The sequence below is a fragment of the Pseudomonas sp. J452 genome (assembly GCF_024666525.1).
GTDB lineage: Bacteria > Pseudomonadota > Gammaproteobacteria > Pseudomonadales > Pseudomonadaceae > Aquipseudomonas.
Window position 1 is genome coordinate 3,947,494 of sequence record NZ_CP088294.1, and the last position, 15,384, is coordinate 3,962,877.

General features: G+C 57.5%; 11 protein-coding genes, 2 tRNA genes and 3 rRNA genes. 5 read left to right on the forward strand and 11 right to left on the reverse strand.

The annotated features are described in order from the left end of the window. Window positions 1-41: 41 nt before the first annotated feature. From LRS11_RS17875 to LRS11_RS17890, 4 genes are read right to left on the reverse strand one after another with little or no spacing between them, the layout of a single operon-like run. Complete coding sequence (locus tag LRS11_RS17875; protein ID WP_260494220.1) at window positions 42-1,376, reverse strand: sensor histidine kinase; 1,335 nt, start codon at window positions 1,374-1,376, stop codon at window positions 42-44. Further along, window positions 1,373-2,041, reverse strand: a complete 669-nt coding sequence (locus LRS11_RS17880; RefSeq protein WP_260494221.1) for a response regulator transcription factor — start codon at window positions 2,039-2,041, stop codon at window positions 1,373-1,375. Before LRS11_RS17880 ends, LRS11_RS17875 begins: the two co-directional genes overlap by 4 nt. After that, window positions 2,041-2,355 carry a PepSY domain-containing protein gene (locus LRS11_RS17885; RefSeq protein WP_260494222.1) on the reverse strand — a complete coding sequence of 105 codons (315 nt, stop codon included), beginning with the start codon at window positions 2,353-2,355 and terminating at the stop codon, window positions 2,041-2,043. Before LRS11_RS17885 ends, LRS11_RS17880 begins: the two co-directional genes overlap by 1 nt. Next, on the reverse strand, window positions 2,355-2,663 hold the full coding sequence (locus LRS11_RS17890) for a PepSY domain-containing protein (protein ID WP_260494223.1): 309 nt from the start codon (window positions 2,661-2,663) through the stop codon (window positions 2,355-2,357). Before LRS11_RS17890 ends, LRS11_RS17885 begins: the two co-directional genes overlap by 1 nt. 170 nt (window positions 2,664-2,833) lie before the next feature. On the opposite strand from LRS11_RS17890, the gene LRS11_RS17895 reads away from it, so the two are divergent. The 3 genes from LRS11_RS17895 (at window position 2,834) to queD (ending at window position 4,754) form a co-directional block, all read left to right on the forward strand. Next, the gene (locus tag LRS11_RS17895; RefSeq protein ID WP_260494224.1) at window positions 2,834-3,913 is read left to right on the forward strand and encodes a patatin-like phospholipase family protein; all 1,080 of its coding nucleotides are present in this window, start codon (window positions 2,834-2,836) and stop codon (window positions 3,911-3,913) included. A gap of 33 nt (window positions 3,914-3,946) precedes the next feature. Continuing rightward, window positions 3,947-4,315 carry a DUF5329 domain-containing protein gene (locus LRS11_RS17900; protein WP_260494225.1) on the forward strand — a complete coding sequence of 123 codons (369 nt, stop codon included), beginning with the start codon at window positions 3,947-3,949 and terminating at the stop codon, window positions 4,313-4,315. 82 nt (window positions 4,316-4,397) lie between these two features. After that, window positions 4,398-4,754 carry a 6-carboxytetrahydropterin synthase QueD gene (gene queD, locus LRS11_RS17905; RefSeq protein ID WP_260494226.1) on the forward strand — a complete coding sequence of 119 codons (357 nt, stop codon included), beginning with the start codon at window positions 4,398-4,400 and terminating at the stop codon, window positions 4,752-4,754. 220 nt (window positions 4,755-4,974) lie between these two features. Here the strand turns inward: queD and rrf are convergent. From rrf to LRS11_RS17940, 7 genes are all read right to left on the reverse strand, one after another. Further along, window positions 4,975-5,090: ribosomal RNA gene (gene rrf, locus LRS11_RS17910) — 5S ribosomal RNA — on the reverse strand. A 140-nt stretch (window positions 5,091-5,230) separates the two neighbouring features. Next, window positions 5,231-8,123, reverse strand: a 23S ribosomal RNA gene (locus LRS11_RS17915). A 236-nt stretch (window positions 8,124-8,359) separates the two neighbouring features. Continuing rightward, window positions 8,360-8,435, reverse strand: a tRNA-Ala gene (locus tag LRS11_RS17920). 30 nt (window positions 8,436-8,465) lie between these two features. Then, window positions 8,466-8,542 (reverse strand) — tRNA-Ile (locus LRS11_RS17925). A gap of 93 nt (window positions 8,543-8,635) precedes the next feature. Next, window positions 8,636-10,172 (reverse strand): 16S ribosomal RNA (locus tag LRS11_RS17930). Together the 16S, 23S and 5S rRNA genes with 2 tRNA genes alongside form the textbook arrangement of a ribosomal RNA operon. Before the next feature lie 579 nt (window positions 10,173-10,751). After that, window positions 10,752-12,152, reverse strand: a complete 1,401-nt coding sequence (gene lpdA, locus LRS11_RS17935; RefSeq protein WP_260494227.1) for a dihydrolipoyl dehydrogenase — start codon at window positions 12,150-12,152, stop codon at window positions 10,752-10,754. A gap of 17 nt (window positions 12,153-12,169) precedes the next feature. Then, window positions 12,170-13,387 (reverse strand): MFS transporter, encoded by a 1,218-nt coding sequence (locus LRS11_RS17940; protein ID WP_260494228.1) that lies wholly within the window; start codon window positions 13,385-13,387, stop codon window positions 12,170-12,172. 130 nt (window positions 13,388-13,517) lie between these two features. On the opposite strand from LRS11_RS17940, the gene LRS11_RS17945 reads away from it, so the two are divergent. Together LRS11_RS17945 and LRS11_RS17950 are read left to right on the forward strand one after the other, a co-directional pair. Further along, window positions 13,518-14,057 carry a PaaI family thioesterase gene (locus LRS11_RS17945; RefSeq protein WP_260494229.1) on the forward strand — a complete coding sequence of 180 codons (540 nt, stop codon included), beginning with the start codon at window positions 13,518-13,520 and terminating at the stop codon, window positions 14,055-14,057. Window positions 14,058-14,215: 158 nt separating this feature from the next. Next, a complete protein-coding gene (locus tag LRS11_RS17950) occupies window positions 14,216-15,352 on the forward strand; it encodes a thiolase family protein (protein WP_260494230.1) in 1,137 nt (378 codons plus the stop codon). Window positions 15,353-15,384 lie beyond the last annotated feature (32 nt).

Here is a 15,384-nt window from a genome sequence, read left to right on the forward strand (position 1 = left end):
CCAGCCCGATAATGAAAAAGCCCGGCAAATGCCGGGCTTGTTTATCCGCCTGACTTAGACAAGCCGCGCGCGGGCAGATGAATTGCCACGCGCAAGCCACCCAGGGCGCTGTCGTGCAGGGCGATGCTGCCGCCCCAGACCTCGACGATATCGCGCACTATGCCCAGCCCCAGGCCGTGGCCACTTACCTGCTCGTCGAGACGCACGCCTCGTTCGAGCACATCGCGGCGCAGCGCTTCGGCGATTCCAGGGCCATCGTCCTCGATATCCAGCGTATAACCACCGGCATCACTGGCAACGCGCAACTCGACCCTTGTCTGCGCCCACTTGCAGGCGTTGTCCAGCAGGTTGCCAAGCAGTTCGAGCATGTCTTCCCGATCCCAGGGCAGGCGCAGCCCCGGCGGCGCCTGCCAATCCAGCTGCAGGCCCTGCGGGTGAATCATCTGCAACGTGCTGAGCAATCCCGGCAACTCCTGCGTGCAATCGAAATGTGCACCAGGCAATACGTCGCCGGCCAGACGAGCGCGCCCCAACTCGCGCGCCAGGCGCTGTTCGATCTGCGTCAACTGTTCACGCAAGCCACTCTGCAGCTCCGGCTGCCCCTGCAGCTCTGCACGACTGCTCAGGCTGACCAGCACCGCCAATGGGGTTTTCAAGGCATGGCCGAGGTTGCCCAGGGCATTGCGCGAACGCTTGAGGGTGTCTTCGGTATGGGTCAGCAGGCGGTTGACCTGGGTGACCAGGGGCGCAAGCTCGACCGGTACGCTGGCATCCAGCTCGCTGCGCTGGCCATTCTGCAACTGGACGATCTGCTGACGCACCTGCTCCAACGGGCGCAACGCCGAGCGCACGGTGTAACGCTGTGCCAGCAGGATCAGCAGCAGAGCGCCGCCACCAAGGCCCAGGCCGAGCCACTCGATACGCCGAAAGCTCTGCAGAATCGGGGTGTAATCCTGGGCCACGACAATCGTGAAGCGCTCGCCATAGCGCTGGTAATCCCCGCGCCAGACCAGCAGTTGCTGACCGTGTGGCCCATCGCCCAGCTCCGACTGCAAACCGGCGCTCGGCACCTGGGGCAACTGGCGATCCCACAAGGAGCGCGAGCGCCAACTCTGCTCGGCAAAGTCGATGCGAAAGTACAACCCGGAGAAAGGCCGTTGATAGGCCGAGGTCAGCCGCCGCTCATCCAGCTGCACACCCTGCGGGCCACGCACGATGGCAATCAGCAGGGCTTCGGCTTCATCGCGCAAGCCGCTCTCCAGATAGCTGCGCAAGCTGTGATCGAACAACCAGAGGCTGGCCTGGGCCAGAGCCAGCCCCACCAACAGCAACGCCCCGGCCAGGCCGAGGCTGAGACGACGCTGGATCGACTTCACCCGCTCACTCCGCTGAAGCGGTAACCCTGGCCACGGCGAGTCTCGATCACCTCACGCCCGAGCTTGCCGCGCAGGCGGTTGACATGCACTTCGAGAACATTGGAGTCGCGCTCGGTCTCGCCATCGTAGAGGTGTTCAGCCAGATGGCTTTTCGACAGGAGCTGTCCCGGATGCAGCATGAAATAGCGCAACAGGCGGAACTCGGCGGCCGTCAGCTCGATCTCCTGGCCATTGCGCGTTACGCATTGGCGGCCCTCATCCAGTTGCAGCCCAGCAGCCTCCAGTTGCGGCTGGTTGGCCAGGCCATGGGCCCGACGCAGCAGCGCCTGGATACGCAGAGCCAGTTCTTCCGGATGAAACGGCTTGGTCAGGTAGTCATCGGCACCGGCCTTGAGGCCGTCGATGCGTTCAGCCCAGGAGCCACGCGCAGTCAGAATCAGCACCGGGGTGGCCAGGCCACCGGCGCGCCATTCGCGCAACACCTCAAGCCCGGGTTTACCCGGCAGCCCGAGATCCAGAATGATCAGGTCATAAGGTTCACTGGCGCCCTGGTAAACGGCGTCACGGCCATCGGCCAGCCAGTCCACCGCATAACCTTGGCGGCCCAGGCCGGCGACCAGCTCATCGGCCAGTGGCACATGGTCTTCAACCAGCAGCAGGCGCATCAGTCCTCCACCTCGTCCTTAAGAATGCGCCCATCACGGGCATCCAGTTCCAGCTCGCGCACCGTGCCGTCAGTGCTCAGCAACTCGACCTCATAAACCAGCACATCGTCCTCCTCCTCCAGCTCGGCCTCCAGCAAACGTGACCCCGGATAGCGATCCAGGGCCGTTTGCACCAGTTGCTCAAGAGAAAGGATGACGCCTTTCTGGTGCAGGCGCAGCGCATCGTCGTGCCCCAGGTCGCGGGCCTGTACCTCAAGGGCCAGTACCGCGAGAACCATGACGACAATGCCGCTATAACGTGCCACGAACTTCATTAGTCATCCCGATGATCTTGCAGGACTTGGCCGGTGGTGGCGTCCAGCTCCAGATCCCACTGCTGGTTCTGCGCATCACGCAACTCGACCTGATAGATATAGCGACCGTGCTCATGCTCCAGCTCGGTGTCTTCCACCGTCGCGCCCGGATGCTTGGCGATGGCCGCCGCATTGAGCTTTTCGAAGGATTGAATGGTACCTGCATCACGTAGTTTGAGCGCCTCATCCGGTCCCAGATCACGGGCCTGGGCCAGGCCAGCAGAGGTGACAAGAACAACGGTGGTAAACAGGGCAGTCAGTGTCTTCATGGTGATTCTCCTCGGTAAGCGGTATGTGCTTGCTACGAGAGCCAAGATACCCAAGGCGACTTAACTCAAACTGAATTGGCCCGAAGATGACTGCATCATTCATACGCTGAACCTGCTTGGCGTTGCGACCCAGGCCACTATAATCGCTCGCCTGTCCGTTGGAGACCCGTATGAGCGCCATCCATATCAAGTCACCCGCCCTCAGTTTGCGAGCCGGCAAGCGGGCCCTGGCGCGTATCCGTGAGCGTGGCCTGTTGCCCGCCGATGTCGCCATTCTGCCTGGCGCCGCTGGCGGACCGAAAGGCCTGGGTATTCAGGGACTCGATCTGGCCCTGTTTGGCGATTGGCTGCCACGTGCTCCGCGTGAGCGCACGCTGATCGGCGCCTCGATTGGTTCCTGGCGCTTCGCCAGTGCCTGCCTGCCTGATGCCAGTGCCGGTATTCGTCGCCTCGGCGAGCTGTACACCAGCCAGCGCTTCGCCAAAGGTGTGAGCATGGCCGAGGTCTCGCGCAGTTGCGTCAGACTGCTCGATGAACTGCTCGATGGGCAAGATGCTGCGGTCTTGAACAACCCGCTCTACCGCCTGAATATTGTCGTCGTGAAGAGCCATGGCCTGCTGCGCCATGACCACAGGGGCAAGCTCAGCCTGGGATTGTCCTCGGTGATTGGCAACAATCTGCTCGCCCGCCAGCGTTTGGCCCGCCATTTCGACCGGGTCATTCTCCACGATGTCCGTCAGGCACCACCGCTGGCCAAGCTTGAGGACTTTCGCTCGCACTTCCACACCCTCGACAGCAGCAACCTGCGCCAAGCACTCCTGGCATCCGGTTCAATTCCCATGGTGATGGAAGCCATTCGCGAAATTCCAGGACTGGAGCCGGGCGCCTACCGTGACGGCGGCCTGCTCGACTATCACCTGGACCTGCCCTATGCCAGCGACGGCGTTGTGCTCTATCCGCACTTCACCGACAAGGTCGTGCCAGGCTGGTTCGACAAGGGACTGCCCTGGCGCCGCGGTGACACGCAGCGCCTGCAGGATGTGTTGTTGCTCTCCCCCTCCCACGAGTACCTGGCCAGCCTGCCACACGGCAAGCTGCCGGATCGTAGCGACTTCAAACGCTATCTGGGCAATGACGTCGGGCGCGAGCGCTACTGGCGCCAGGCGATGGCCGAAAGCGAACGCCTCGGTGACGAGTTTCTCGAACTGGCCGATAGCGGTCGCCTCGCCGATCGTCTACAACCGCTCTAACGCGCAGCAGCGCTTCGCAAAGGAATGCCTCGCATGAAATATCTCAGAAGTCTCGGACTTGTCGGCAGCTGCCTGCTTGCTCTTGGTAATGCCGAAGCCGCCCTGAACGCTCAGGGTCAGCAGGAAGTCGTCGAGCTACTTGGCTTTGTCGAGAGCAGTGGCTGCACCTTCATTCGCAACGGCGACGCACACGCCCCCGCCGATGCTCGTGCCCATCTGCAGAAGAAACTCGACTATCTGAATGACAAAGGACTGGTGGACTCCGCGGAAGACTTCATTGCCCGCGCGGCAACCGAAAGCAGCTTCAGTGGCACGGCCTACCAAGTCGATTGCCAGGGCAAGAAACAGCCCTCGGCCGATTGGCTGAACAGTGAGCTACAGCGTTTGCGCAGCAAGCACTGAAGCGACTCTGCGGGGTAAGCTGTTAAACTATCCAACAGTTTTGGCCGCTCCTCGCGGCCACCCCGTCATAGAGCATCAAAGATTGGAACTGTTCAAAGAATTCATTTTCGAATCCGCCCACCGCCTTCCGCATGTGCCAGAAGGCCATAAGTGCGGTCGCCTGCATGGCCATTCATTCCGTGCGGCCATCTACATCGAGGGTGAAGTAGACCCTTACACCGGCTGGATTCGCGATTTCTCCGAGATCAAGGCGATCTTCAAGCCGATCTACGACCTGCTCGATCACAACTACCTGAACGACATCCCAGGGCTGGAAAACCCCACCAGCGAGAACCTCGCCAAGTGGATCTGGCAACAACTCAAGCCAGTTCTGCCAGAACTCTCGCGTGTCTGTATCAAGGAAACCTGTACCAGCGGCTGCGAATACCGCGGCGACTGATCCGGGACACTGCAACGAAAAAAGCCACCTCCGGGTGGCTTTTTTATGTCTTCAGCTCCGTGCTCACAGGAGCGTGTACCGTGTGTCGCCATCACGGTACGAGGCAAGAGCCGGCGCCTGCTCGCCCGCAAGAAAAGCCACGCTTCTTGCCCCGAACTTTTCTAGCGCGCAAAGCCAAACCCCCAACCCGTTTACACGGATTGGGGGTTTGGGGATAGGAGCTTGACGATGACCTACTCTCACATGGGGAAGCCCCACACTACCATCGGCGATGCGTCGTTTCACTACTGAGTTCGGGATGGGATCAGGTGGTTCCAACGCTCTATGGTCGTCAAGCAATTCGTTTGCTGTATCGGTGTTTAGTCGCTACAGCTAATTGGGTATGTGATGTCAGTTGGTAATGCGTGTTCAGGCAAACTTTCGGTCTTTGTCGACTTCTGTCGAGACACACAAACAGCAAATTGTTTGGGTGTTATATGGTCAAGCCTCACGGGCAATTAGTATTGGTTAGCTCAACGCCTCACAGCGCTTACACACCCAACCTATCAACGTCGTAGTCTTCGACGGCCCTTTAGGGAGCTCAAGGCTCCAGTGAGATCTCATCTTGAGGCAAGTTTCCCGCTTAGATGCTTTCAGCGGTTATCTTTTCCGAACATAGCTACCCGGCAATGCCACTGGCGTGACAACCGGAACACCAGAGGTTCGTCCACTCCGGTCCTCTCGTACTAGGAGCAGCCCCTCTCAAATCTCAAACGTCCACGGCAGATAGGGACCGAACTGTCTCACGACGTTCTAAACCCAGCTCGCGTACCACTTTAAATGGCGAACAGCCATACCCTTGGGACCGGCTTCAGCCCCAGGATGTGATGAGCCGACATCGAGGTGCCAAACACCGCCGTCGATATGAACTCTTGGGCGGTATCAGCCTGTTATCCCCGGAGTACCTTTTATCCGTTGAGCGATGGCCCTTCCATACAGAACCACCGGATCACTAAGACCTACTTTCGTACCTGCTCGACGTGTCTGTCTCGCAGTCAAGCGCGCTTTTGCCTTTATACTCTACGACCGATTTCCGACCGGTCTGAGCGCACCTTCGTACTCCTCCGTTACTCTTTAGGAGGAGACCGCCCCAGTCAAACTACCCACCATACACTGTCCTCGATCCGGATAACGGACCAGAGTTAGAACCTCAAAGTTGCCAGGGTGGTATTTCAAGATTGGCTCCACGCGAACTGGCGTCCACGCTTCAAAGCCTCCCACCTATCCTACACAAGCAAATTCAAAGTCCAGTGCAAAGCTATAGTAAAGGTTCACGGGGTCTTTCCGTCTAGCCGCGGATACACTGCATCTTCACAGCGATTTCAATTTCACTGAGTCTCGGGTGGAGACAGCGCCGCCATCGTTACGCCATTCGTGCAGGTCGGAACTTACCCGACAAGGAATTTCGCTACCTTAGGACCGTTATAGTTACGGCCGCCGTTTACCGGGGCTTCGATCAAGAGCTTCGCTTGCGCTAACCCCATCAATTAACCTTCCGGCACCGGGCAGGCGTCACACCCTATACGTCCACTTTCGTGTTTGCAGAGTGCTGTGTTTTTAATAAACAGTCGCAGCGGCCTGGTATCTTCGACCGGCATGAGCTTACGCAGTAAATGCTTCACCCTCACCGGCGCACCTTCTCCCGAAGTTACGGTGCCATTTTGCCTAGTTCCTTCACCCGAGTTCTCTCAAGCGCCTTGGTATTCTCTACCCAACCACCTGTGTCGGTTTGGGGTACGGTTCCTAGTTACCTGAAGCTTAGAAGCTTTTCCTGGAAGCATGGCATCAACCACTTCACGTTCTAAAAGAACGCTCGTCATCAGCTCTCAGCATTAAGCGCCCGGATTTACCTAAGCACTCTGCCTACCACCTTAAACTTGGACAACCAACGCCAAGCTGGCCTAGCCTTCTCCGTCCCTCCATCGCAGTAACTAGAAGTACAGGAATATTAACCTGTTTCCCATCGACTACGCATTTCTGCCTCGCCTTAGGGACCGACTAACCCTGCGTCGATTAACGTTGCGCAGGAAACCTTGGTCTTTCGGCGTGCGAGTTTTTCACTCGCATTGTCGTTACTCATGTCAGCATTCGCACTTCTGATACCTCCAGCAAGCTTCTCAACTCACCTTCACAGGCTTACAGAACGCTCCTCTACCGCATCACCTAAGTGATACCCGTAGCTTCGGTGTATGGTTTGAGCCCCGTTACATCTTCCGCGCAGGCCGACTCGACTAGTGAGCTATTACGCTTTCTTTAAAGGGTGGCTGCTTCTAAGCCAACCTCCTAGCTGTCTAAGCCTTCCCACATCGTTTCCCACTTAACCATAACTTTGGGACCTTAGCTGACGGTCTGGGTTGTTTCCCTTTTCACGACGGACGTTAGCACCCGCCGTGTGTCTCCCATGCTCGGCACTTGTAGGTATTCGGAGTTTGCATCGGTTTGGTAAGTCGGGATGACCCCCCTAGCCGAAACAGTGCTCTACCCCCTACAGTGATACATGAGGCGCTACCTAAATAGCTTTCGAGGAGAACCAGCTATCTCCGAGCTTGATTAGCCTTTCACTCCGATCCACAGGTCATCCGCTAACTTTTCAACGGTAGTCGGTTCGGTCCTCCAGTTAGTGTTACCCAACCTTCAACCTGCCCATGGATAGATCGCCCGGTTTCGGGTCTATACCCAGCGACTAAACGCCCTATTAAGACTCGCTTTCGCTACGCCTCCCCTATTCGGTTAAGCTTGCCACTGAATATAAGTCGCTGACCCATTATACAAAAGGTACGCAGTCACCCAACAAAGTGGGCTCCCACTGCTTGTACGCATACGGTTTCAGGATCTATTTCACTCCCCTCTCCGGGGTTCTTTTCGCCTTTCCCTCACGGTACTAGTTCACTATCGGTCAGTCAGTAGTATTTAGCCTTGGAGGATGGTCCCCCCATATTCAGACAAAGTTTCTCGTGCTCCGTCCTACTCGATTTCATGACTAAGAGATTTTCGCGTACAGGGCTATCACCCACTATGGCCGCACTTTCCAGAGCGTTCCGCTAATCTCAAAGCCACTTAAGGGCTAATCCCCGTTCGCTCGCCACTACTAAGGGAATCTCGGTTGATTTCTTTTCCTCAGGGTACTTAGATGTTTCAGTTCCCCTGGTTCGCCTCTTGCACCTATGTATTCAGTACAAGATAACCATCTTATGATGGCTGGGTTCCCCCATTCAGACATCTCCGGATCAAAGGTTGTTTGCCACCTCCCCGAAGCTTTTCGCAGGCTACCACGTCTTTCATCGCCTCTGACTGCCAAGGCATCCACCGTATGCGCTTCTTCACTTGACCATATAACCCCAAGCAATCTGGTTACTGTCTCAAACGTGAAGACGACATTCGCCGAAAATTTGCATAGAGAACACGCAAATTTTACCTTGACTCGATATGCTGCCAGTGAAAGCAACACATCGGTCTACTTCTATCACATACCCAAATTTTTAAAGAACAGTTCTGGCGCAAAGACCAGAATTCAATGCTTCATACATAAGCATTCAATTCTAAGCTTTCAGCGATTCAAGAGTTAATGGTGGAGCCAAGGAGGATCGAACTCCTGACCTCCTGCGTGCAAGGCAGGCGCTCTCCCAGCTGAGCTATGGCCCCATCTACGGACTGGCCACATCCCTTGACAATTGGTGGGTCTGGGCAGATTCGAACTGCCGACCTCACCCTTATCAGGGGTGCGCTCTAACCAACTGAGCTACAGACCCAATCGTCTTACTCTCGGGTAATAACCCAATCGCTTTTCGCAAGTGAATCAAGCAATTCGTGTGGGAACTTATGAAGAAGCTGAAGTCTTCGATTAAGGAGGTGATCCAGCCGCAGGTTCCCCTACGGCTACCTTGTTACGACTTCACCCCAGTCATGAATCACTCCGTGGTAACCGTCCCCCTTGCGGTTAGACTAGCTACTTCTGGAGCAACCCACTCCCATGGTGTGACGGGCGGTGTGTACAAGGCCCGGGAACGTATTCACCGTGACATTCTGATTCACGATTACTAGCGATTCCGACTTCACGCAGTCGAGTTGCAGACTGCGATCCGGACTACGATCGGTTTTATGGGATTAGCTCCACCTCGCGGCTTGGCAACCCTTTGTACCGACCATTGTAGCACGTGTGTAGCCCTGGCCGTAAGGGCCATGATGACTTGACGTCATCCCCACCTTCCTCCGGTTTGTCACCGGCAGTCTCCTTAGAGTGCCCACCATAACGTGCTGGTAACTAAGGACAAGGGTTGCGCTCGTTACGGGACTTAACCCAACATCTCACGACACGAGCTGACGACAGCCATGCAGCACCTGTGTCTGAGTTCCCGAAGGCACCAATCTATCTCTAGAAAGTTCTCAGCATGTCAAGGCCAGGTAAGGTTCTTCGCGTTGCTTCGAATTAAACCACATGCTCCACCGCTTGTGCGGGCCCCCGTCAATTCATTTGAGTTTTAACCTTGCGGCCGTACTCCCCAGGCGGTCGACTTAATGCGTTAGCTGCGCCACTAAGATCTCAAGGATCCCAACGGCTAGTCGACATCGTTTACGGCGTGGACTACCAGGGTATCTAATCCTGTTTGCTCCCCACGCTTTCGCACCTCAGTGTCAGTATCAGTCCAGGTAGTCGCCTTCGCCACTGGTGTTCCTTCCTATATCTACGCATTTCACCGCTACACAGGAAATTCCACTACCCTCTACCGTACTCTAGCTCAGTAGTTTTGGATGCAGTTCCCAGGTTGAGCCCAGGGCTTTCACATCCAACTTGCTGAACCACCTACGCGCGCTTTACGCCCAGTAATTCCGATTAACGCTTGCACCCTTCGTATTACCGCGGCTGCTGGCACGAAGTTAGCCGGTGCTTATTCTGTCGGTAACGTCAAAGTAGCAACGTATTAGGTTACTACCCTTCCTCCCAACTTAAAGTGCTTTACAATCCGAAGACCTTCTTCACACACGCGGCATGGCTGGATCAGGCTTTCGCCCATTGTCCAATATTCCCCACTGCTGCCTCCCGTAGGAGTCTGGACCGTGTCTCAGTTCCAGTGTGACTGATCATCCTCTCAGACCAGTTACGGATCGTCGCCTTGGTGAGCCTTTACCTCACCAACTAGCTAATCCGACCTAGGCTCATCTAATGGCGCGAGGTCCGAAGATCCCCCGCTTTCTCCCGTAGGACGTATGCGGTATTAGCGTCCGTTTCCGAACGTTATCCCCCACCACTAGGCAGATTCCTAGGCATTACTCACCCGTCCGCCGCTCTCAAGAGATGCAAGCACCTCTCTACCGCTCGACTTGCATGTGTTAGGCCTGCCGCCAGCGTTCAATCTGAGCCATGATCAAACTCTTCAGTTCAATACTGCTTGGGTTTTGAGAAAACCCTAAACTTGGCTCAGCAATCGCAAATAAACTCTTTGAATTCACGAAGAGTTACTTGTGTTGCTGATAATCTTGCGACTAACAGTCTTACTCCACAAGCACCCACACGAATTGCTTGATTCAAGTTGTTAAAGAGCGTTTCGATTAAGTCTTTCGTCTCAACCGAGGCCGCGCATTCTACAGCAGCCTTTCTTTCTGTCAACCAGTTTCGAAGAATTTTTCGTTTCTTCTCAACCGCTTGCGCTTCCGATCTGCTTTCGCTTCACATCAGCGGGAGGCGAATTCTACAGCGTTCAAACTCGCTGTCAACCACCTCCTTCAAGCTTCTTCAGCTCTTTCGAACCGAAGCACTAACAGGATCAAACCACCACCCTGTCAGCCCGGCGCATTCTACTCGAATCCGCCACCATCGCAACCTTTATTTTCATCTAACTTCTTGTTTAGCAAGGAGTTTTCAGATCAGGCTGCGCCGGAAGAGGTGCGCATTATAGGCCCGCAGATTTCGCCGTCAACGCCTTTCTGCTAATCATTTTCAAATTCAGCCAAATGGCCAGTTCAGGCCTGCATTATCCAGCCTTCAACCCCCATTGCCGCCTGACGCAACGCTTCGGATCGAGTGGGATGCGGATGACAGATCAGCGCAATGTCTTCGGCTGAGGCAGCGAACTCCATGGCGACGCAGTATTCGCCGATCATCTCGCTAACACTGGGCCCAACCATGTGTACACCGAGAATCTCATCGCTGCGCTCATCGGCCAGGACTTTGACGAAACCCTCGGTCTCATGATTGATCTTTGCCCGGCTATTGGCGGTGAACGGGAACTTGCCGACCTTATAGGCGCGCCCCTCGGCCTTGAGCTGCTCTTCAGTCTTGCCGACACAGGCCACTTCGGGACGGGTATAGATGACATTGGGGATAACGTCGTAGTTGACCTCGGCCGCCTTGCCCGCTATCTGCTCGATGCAGGCAATCGCCTCGTCCTCAGCTTTGTGCGCAAGCATCAGCCCGGAGGTCACATCACCTATCACCCAGACGCCAGGCGCGCTGCTGCGATGACGCTGATTCTCGAGCATGCCGCGCTTGTCGGCCTGGACACCCACACTGTCCAAACCCAGCCCCTGGGTATAAGGACGACGACCAATAGCGACCAGCACATAATCCACCTGCAGCAGCTGCGCCGCGCCTCCGCTGGCAGGCTCGATACTCAACTCAACACCCGCATCCGTGACGGCAGCAGCAGTCACCTTCGAGCCGAGCTTGAAACTCATCCCCTGCTTGGCCAGTGAGCGCTGCAGGGTCTTGCCCGTTTCTTCATCCAGCCCCGGGCAAATCCGCTCAAGAAATTCGACGACGGTGACCTGGCTCCCCAGACGTCGCCACACCGACCCCAACTCGAGGCCGATCACCCCGGCGCCGATCACCACCAGGTGCTTAGGCACCTCGGGCAACGACAACGCGCCCGTCGAGTCCAGAATACGTTGGTTATCGATGACCACTCCAGGCAGCGGCGTCGGCTCAGAGCCGGTGGCGATAACAATGTCCTTTGCCTGCAACTCGGTCTGGCTGCCGTCCGCCGCCGTGACCAGCACGCGCCCTGCACCATCGAGCCGTCCCCAGCCCTTGATCCAGTCGACCTTGTTCTTGCGAAAGAGAAATTCGACACCCTTGGTCAGGGCCGCCACGCTCTCGTCTTTCTGCTTCATCATCTGCGTCAGATTGAGCTGTGGCTTGACCTCGATACCAAGATTGGCGAACTCGCCGCCCATTGCCGCCTCGTAGAGCTCGGAAGCGTGCAGCAATGCCTTCGACGGCATGCAGCCTACATTCAGGCAGGTACCGCCGAGAGTCTCTCTCCCCTCGACACAGGCAACCTTCAAGCCCAACTGCCCCGCCCTGATCGCGGCGTTGTAGCCGCCCGGCCCACCACCGATCACCACCACGTCATACACGCTCATGGGACGCTCCGACCTTTTCAAGGTTGTTCATGCGCGACCTGCACACCAACCTGACGTGGATGGCGCAGCGCATGGAAGACAAAGAAAGCACACAGCGCAAACAGTACATGCAGGAGAACCATAGGCCAGGCCGTTCCATCCTGCATCGCACTCAGCAACAGACCGCTGCAGGTTGCGCCCAACATCTGGGCAAACCCCATCAGTCCGGCAGCCAGACCTGCGCGATGGGCATTGGGCATCACCGCGCCGGCGACTGCGGCAGGCAGAACCATCCCCCCGCCAAACGTCACCAGCACTTGCGGCAGAGACAAACCAAGGACGGACAGTCCCAGCAACTTATATATAGCTAGCGTAGCGACAGCGCCGACCGCGACAAAACTCACCCCGATGGCTACCAGCCGTTCAGGCCCGACCTGCAGAATCATCCGGCGCGTCAGCAATGCCCCACCAATCAGCCCGGAAACGATAAAACCAAAGGTCAGGCCATATTCGGCGGACGACAACCCGAGCAAACCTATATAGACACTCGAAGATCCTGCGATCACGGCGAACATCGCGCCGTAGGTAAATAGCAGAGCCAGCGCCAACACCCGGCAGGAGCGCCCCTTGAGTAAATCGAGATAGTTGCCCAGCAAACCACGCAACTGACCGGCCTGAGGGTCGAGCGCCTGATTGCTCTCCTTATAAATAGTCAGCACCGCCAGCAAAGCGCCCAGCCCCACTAGCAGCGCCGCAAACACCGGCATCTGCCAGCCGCCCTGGCTTGCCAGGAAGCCACCCAACATAGGTGAAACCACAATGGCGCAGAGCATGCCAATCACCGTCAGCGCCAATGCCGGAGCAGCCTGCGCCTGCCAGACATCGCGCACGATCGCACGCGCCAGCACCAGCGCCGCGCAAGCCCCCAAACCTTGCAGCAAGCGCGCCGCAATGAAGGTTTCCATGCTGCTGGCCAACAGCATTCCTGTGGTGGCCAACAGATAGAGCGATAAACCGCCCAGCAGAACCGGCCGGCGCCCGATCCGGTCGGATAACGGCCCCAGGATCAATTGGCCGACACCAAAGGCCCCCACAAAGACTGCGAGCGCCAGAACACCCGCCCCCGGACTGGCCAGCAGATCCCTTTCCAAGGCCCCCAGGCTGGGAATGATCAACTGCGTCGATATCTCGCCCAGAGCCGTCAAGACCACTAGCAGAATCAGTAAAACTCGCGAAGGAAGCGGATGAGTCGGCATGGCGGCACTCCTGAGCAATGATCCGCAACCGCCTTCCAGTGAAATCCGGTTGCCATTTTGGATTTCAACCATAATATAAAAATAGAATTACATCTATAATTCATCTGACAAACACCCGACGAGACCCGCCATGCCCGACTCATCTCACACTGAAAAACTGAACCAATGGATAGCTGCAGGAGAGGCCGCCCGCGCCCGCCTGGCATCTCCCGGCACCCTCAGCCTTGCTGAAGTCAGCGCCCTGCAGCCGCAGGAGTTCTTTGCACAGATCGGCAGCGGTGAACTGCCCTCCCCGCCGTTCGGCCACCTGGTGGACTTCGTGCCACTGGAATGGTCAAGCGGCTACTTCGTCTTCCAGGGCACTCCAGATACGCGCCACTACAATCCGCTGGGCAGCGTGCATGGCGGCTATGCGGCAACCCTGCTCGACTCCTGCATGGGTTGCGCCATCCACACCCTGCTCCAGCCGGGCCAGGGTTACACCACGACGGATTTGCGCGTCAGTTTTGTTCGTGCCCTGCGAGGCGATGTCGGCCCCGTCCGCGCCGAGGGGCGCATAGTGCATCTGGGGCGCTCGACCGCACTGGCCGAAGGACGCATTTACGATGTCGATGACCGCCTGTACGCAGTCGGTTCAACGACCTGCCTGATCCTCGATATGCGCCGATAGCCAACGGCCTGGTGCCCCTCAATCCGAACCCGATCGACATCGATCATTTTAAATTTCGATCATCATCTATCCGAAAAATAAAATTACACCTATCATTTTAATTATCCACGGTTCATCCCGAACCACGGAGTAGCCCTCCATAACCAAGGAGCATTGTCATGTCGTCCATCGTTATCGCAGGTTTTGCCCGCTCGCCTTTCCACTTCGCCAAGAAAGGCGGACTGATCAATATCCGTCCCGACGACCTGGCAGCCCAGGTTCTCCAGGGATTGATGGGCAAACTCGACCTGGATCCCGCACAAATCGAAGACGTGATCATGGGTTGTGCTTACCCCGAAGCCGAACAAGGCATGAACATCGCCCGCATCGCCAGCTTCCGCGCAGGCTTTCCGGAAACCCTGGGCGGCGCCACGGTCAACCGCTTCTGCGGCTCGTCGATGACTGCCGTGCACTTCGCCGCCGGCCAAATCATGCTGGGCGCCGGCGAGGCATTTATCTGCGCCGGGGTCGAATCCATGACCCGCGTGCCCATGGGCGGCTTCAACATCTCACCCAACCCGACGCTGATGGGCAGCTTCCCGCAGGTCTACATGGCCATGGGGCACACCGCCGAAGAAGTAGCCAAGCGCTTTGCCATCAGCCGCAGCGAGCAGGAAGCAATGGCCGTCGAGTCCCACGCCAAGGCCGCCAACGCCCGTGCGCTGGGCCTGCTGGCAGACGAGATCGTCACCATCGACACGCCAGACGGACAGGTCAGCGAAGATGGCTGTATTCGCCCAGGAACCAACCTCGAGTCCCTCGCCGGCCTCAAGCCGGCCTTCGGCGGCAGTGTCACCGCCGCCACCTCATCGCCACTGACCGATGGCAGCGCCGCCGTCCTGGTCTGCACCGAAGCATTCGCGCGCCAGCACAAGCTGGACATCCTGGCGCGAATCAAGGCCGTTGCCGTGGGCGGTTGCGCGCCCGAGATCATGGGCATGGGGCCGGTAGTGGCAACGCGCAAGGTATTGCAGCGCGCCGGCCTGAGCATCGCCGACATCGACCTGGTGGAAATCAACGAAGCCTTCGCCAGCCAATCGATTGCCTGCATCCGTGAACTCGGCCTGGATATGGCCAAGGTCAACCTGGATGGCGGCGCCCTCGCTCTTGGCCATCCGCTGGGTGCCACCGGAGCACGGATCACCGGCAAAGCCGCCGCCCTGCTCAAGCGCACCGGCGGGCGCTATGCCATTGCCACCCAGTGCATCGCCGGTGGCCAAGGCGTAGCCACCCTGCTCGAAGCGGTCGACAACTGAAGCGTATACGGGGAAGAGCGCGTCGCAGCCCT

Coding starts and splice junctions, on each gene's coding strand:
- LRS11_RS17880 (WP_260494221.1), bottom strand. CDS start 2,041: ATGCGCCTGCTGCTGGTTGAAGACCATGTGCCACTGGCCGATGAGCTG.
- LRS11_RS17940 (WP_260494228.1), bottom strand. CDS start 13,387: ATGCCGACTCATCCGCTTCCTTCGCGAGTTTTACTGATTCTGCTAGTG.
- lpdA (WP_260494227.1), bottom strand. CDS start 12,152: ATGAGCGTGTATGACGTGGTGGTGATCGGTGGTGGGCCGGGCGGCTAC.
- LRS11_RS17885 (WP_260494222.1), bottom strand. CDS start 2,355: ATGAAGTTCGTGGCACGTTATAGCGGCATTGTCGTCATGGTTCTCGCG.
- LRS11_RS17945 (WP_260494229.1), top strand. CDS start 13,518: ATGCCCGACTCATCTCACACTGAAAAACTGAACCAATGGATAGCTGCA.
- LRS11_RS17890 (WP_260494223.1), bottom strand. CDS start 2,663: ATGAAGACACTGACTGCCCTGTTTACCACCGTTGTTCTTGTCACCTCT.
- LRS11_RS17950 (WP_260494230.1), top strand. CDS start 14,216: ATGTCGTCCATCGTTATCGCAGGTTTTGCCCGCTCGCCTTTCCACTTC.
- LRS11_RS17895 (WP_260494224.1), top strand. CDS start 2,834: ATGAGCGCCATCCATATCAAGTCACCCGCCCTCAGTTTGCGAGCCGGC.
- LRS11_RS17900 (WP_260494225.1), top strand. CDS start 3,947: ATGAAATATCTCAGAAGTCTCGGACTTGTCGGCAGCTGCCTGCTTGCT.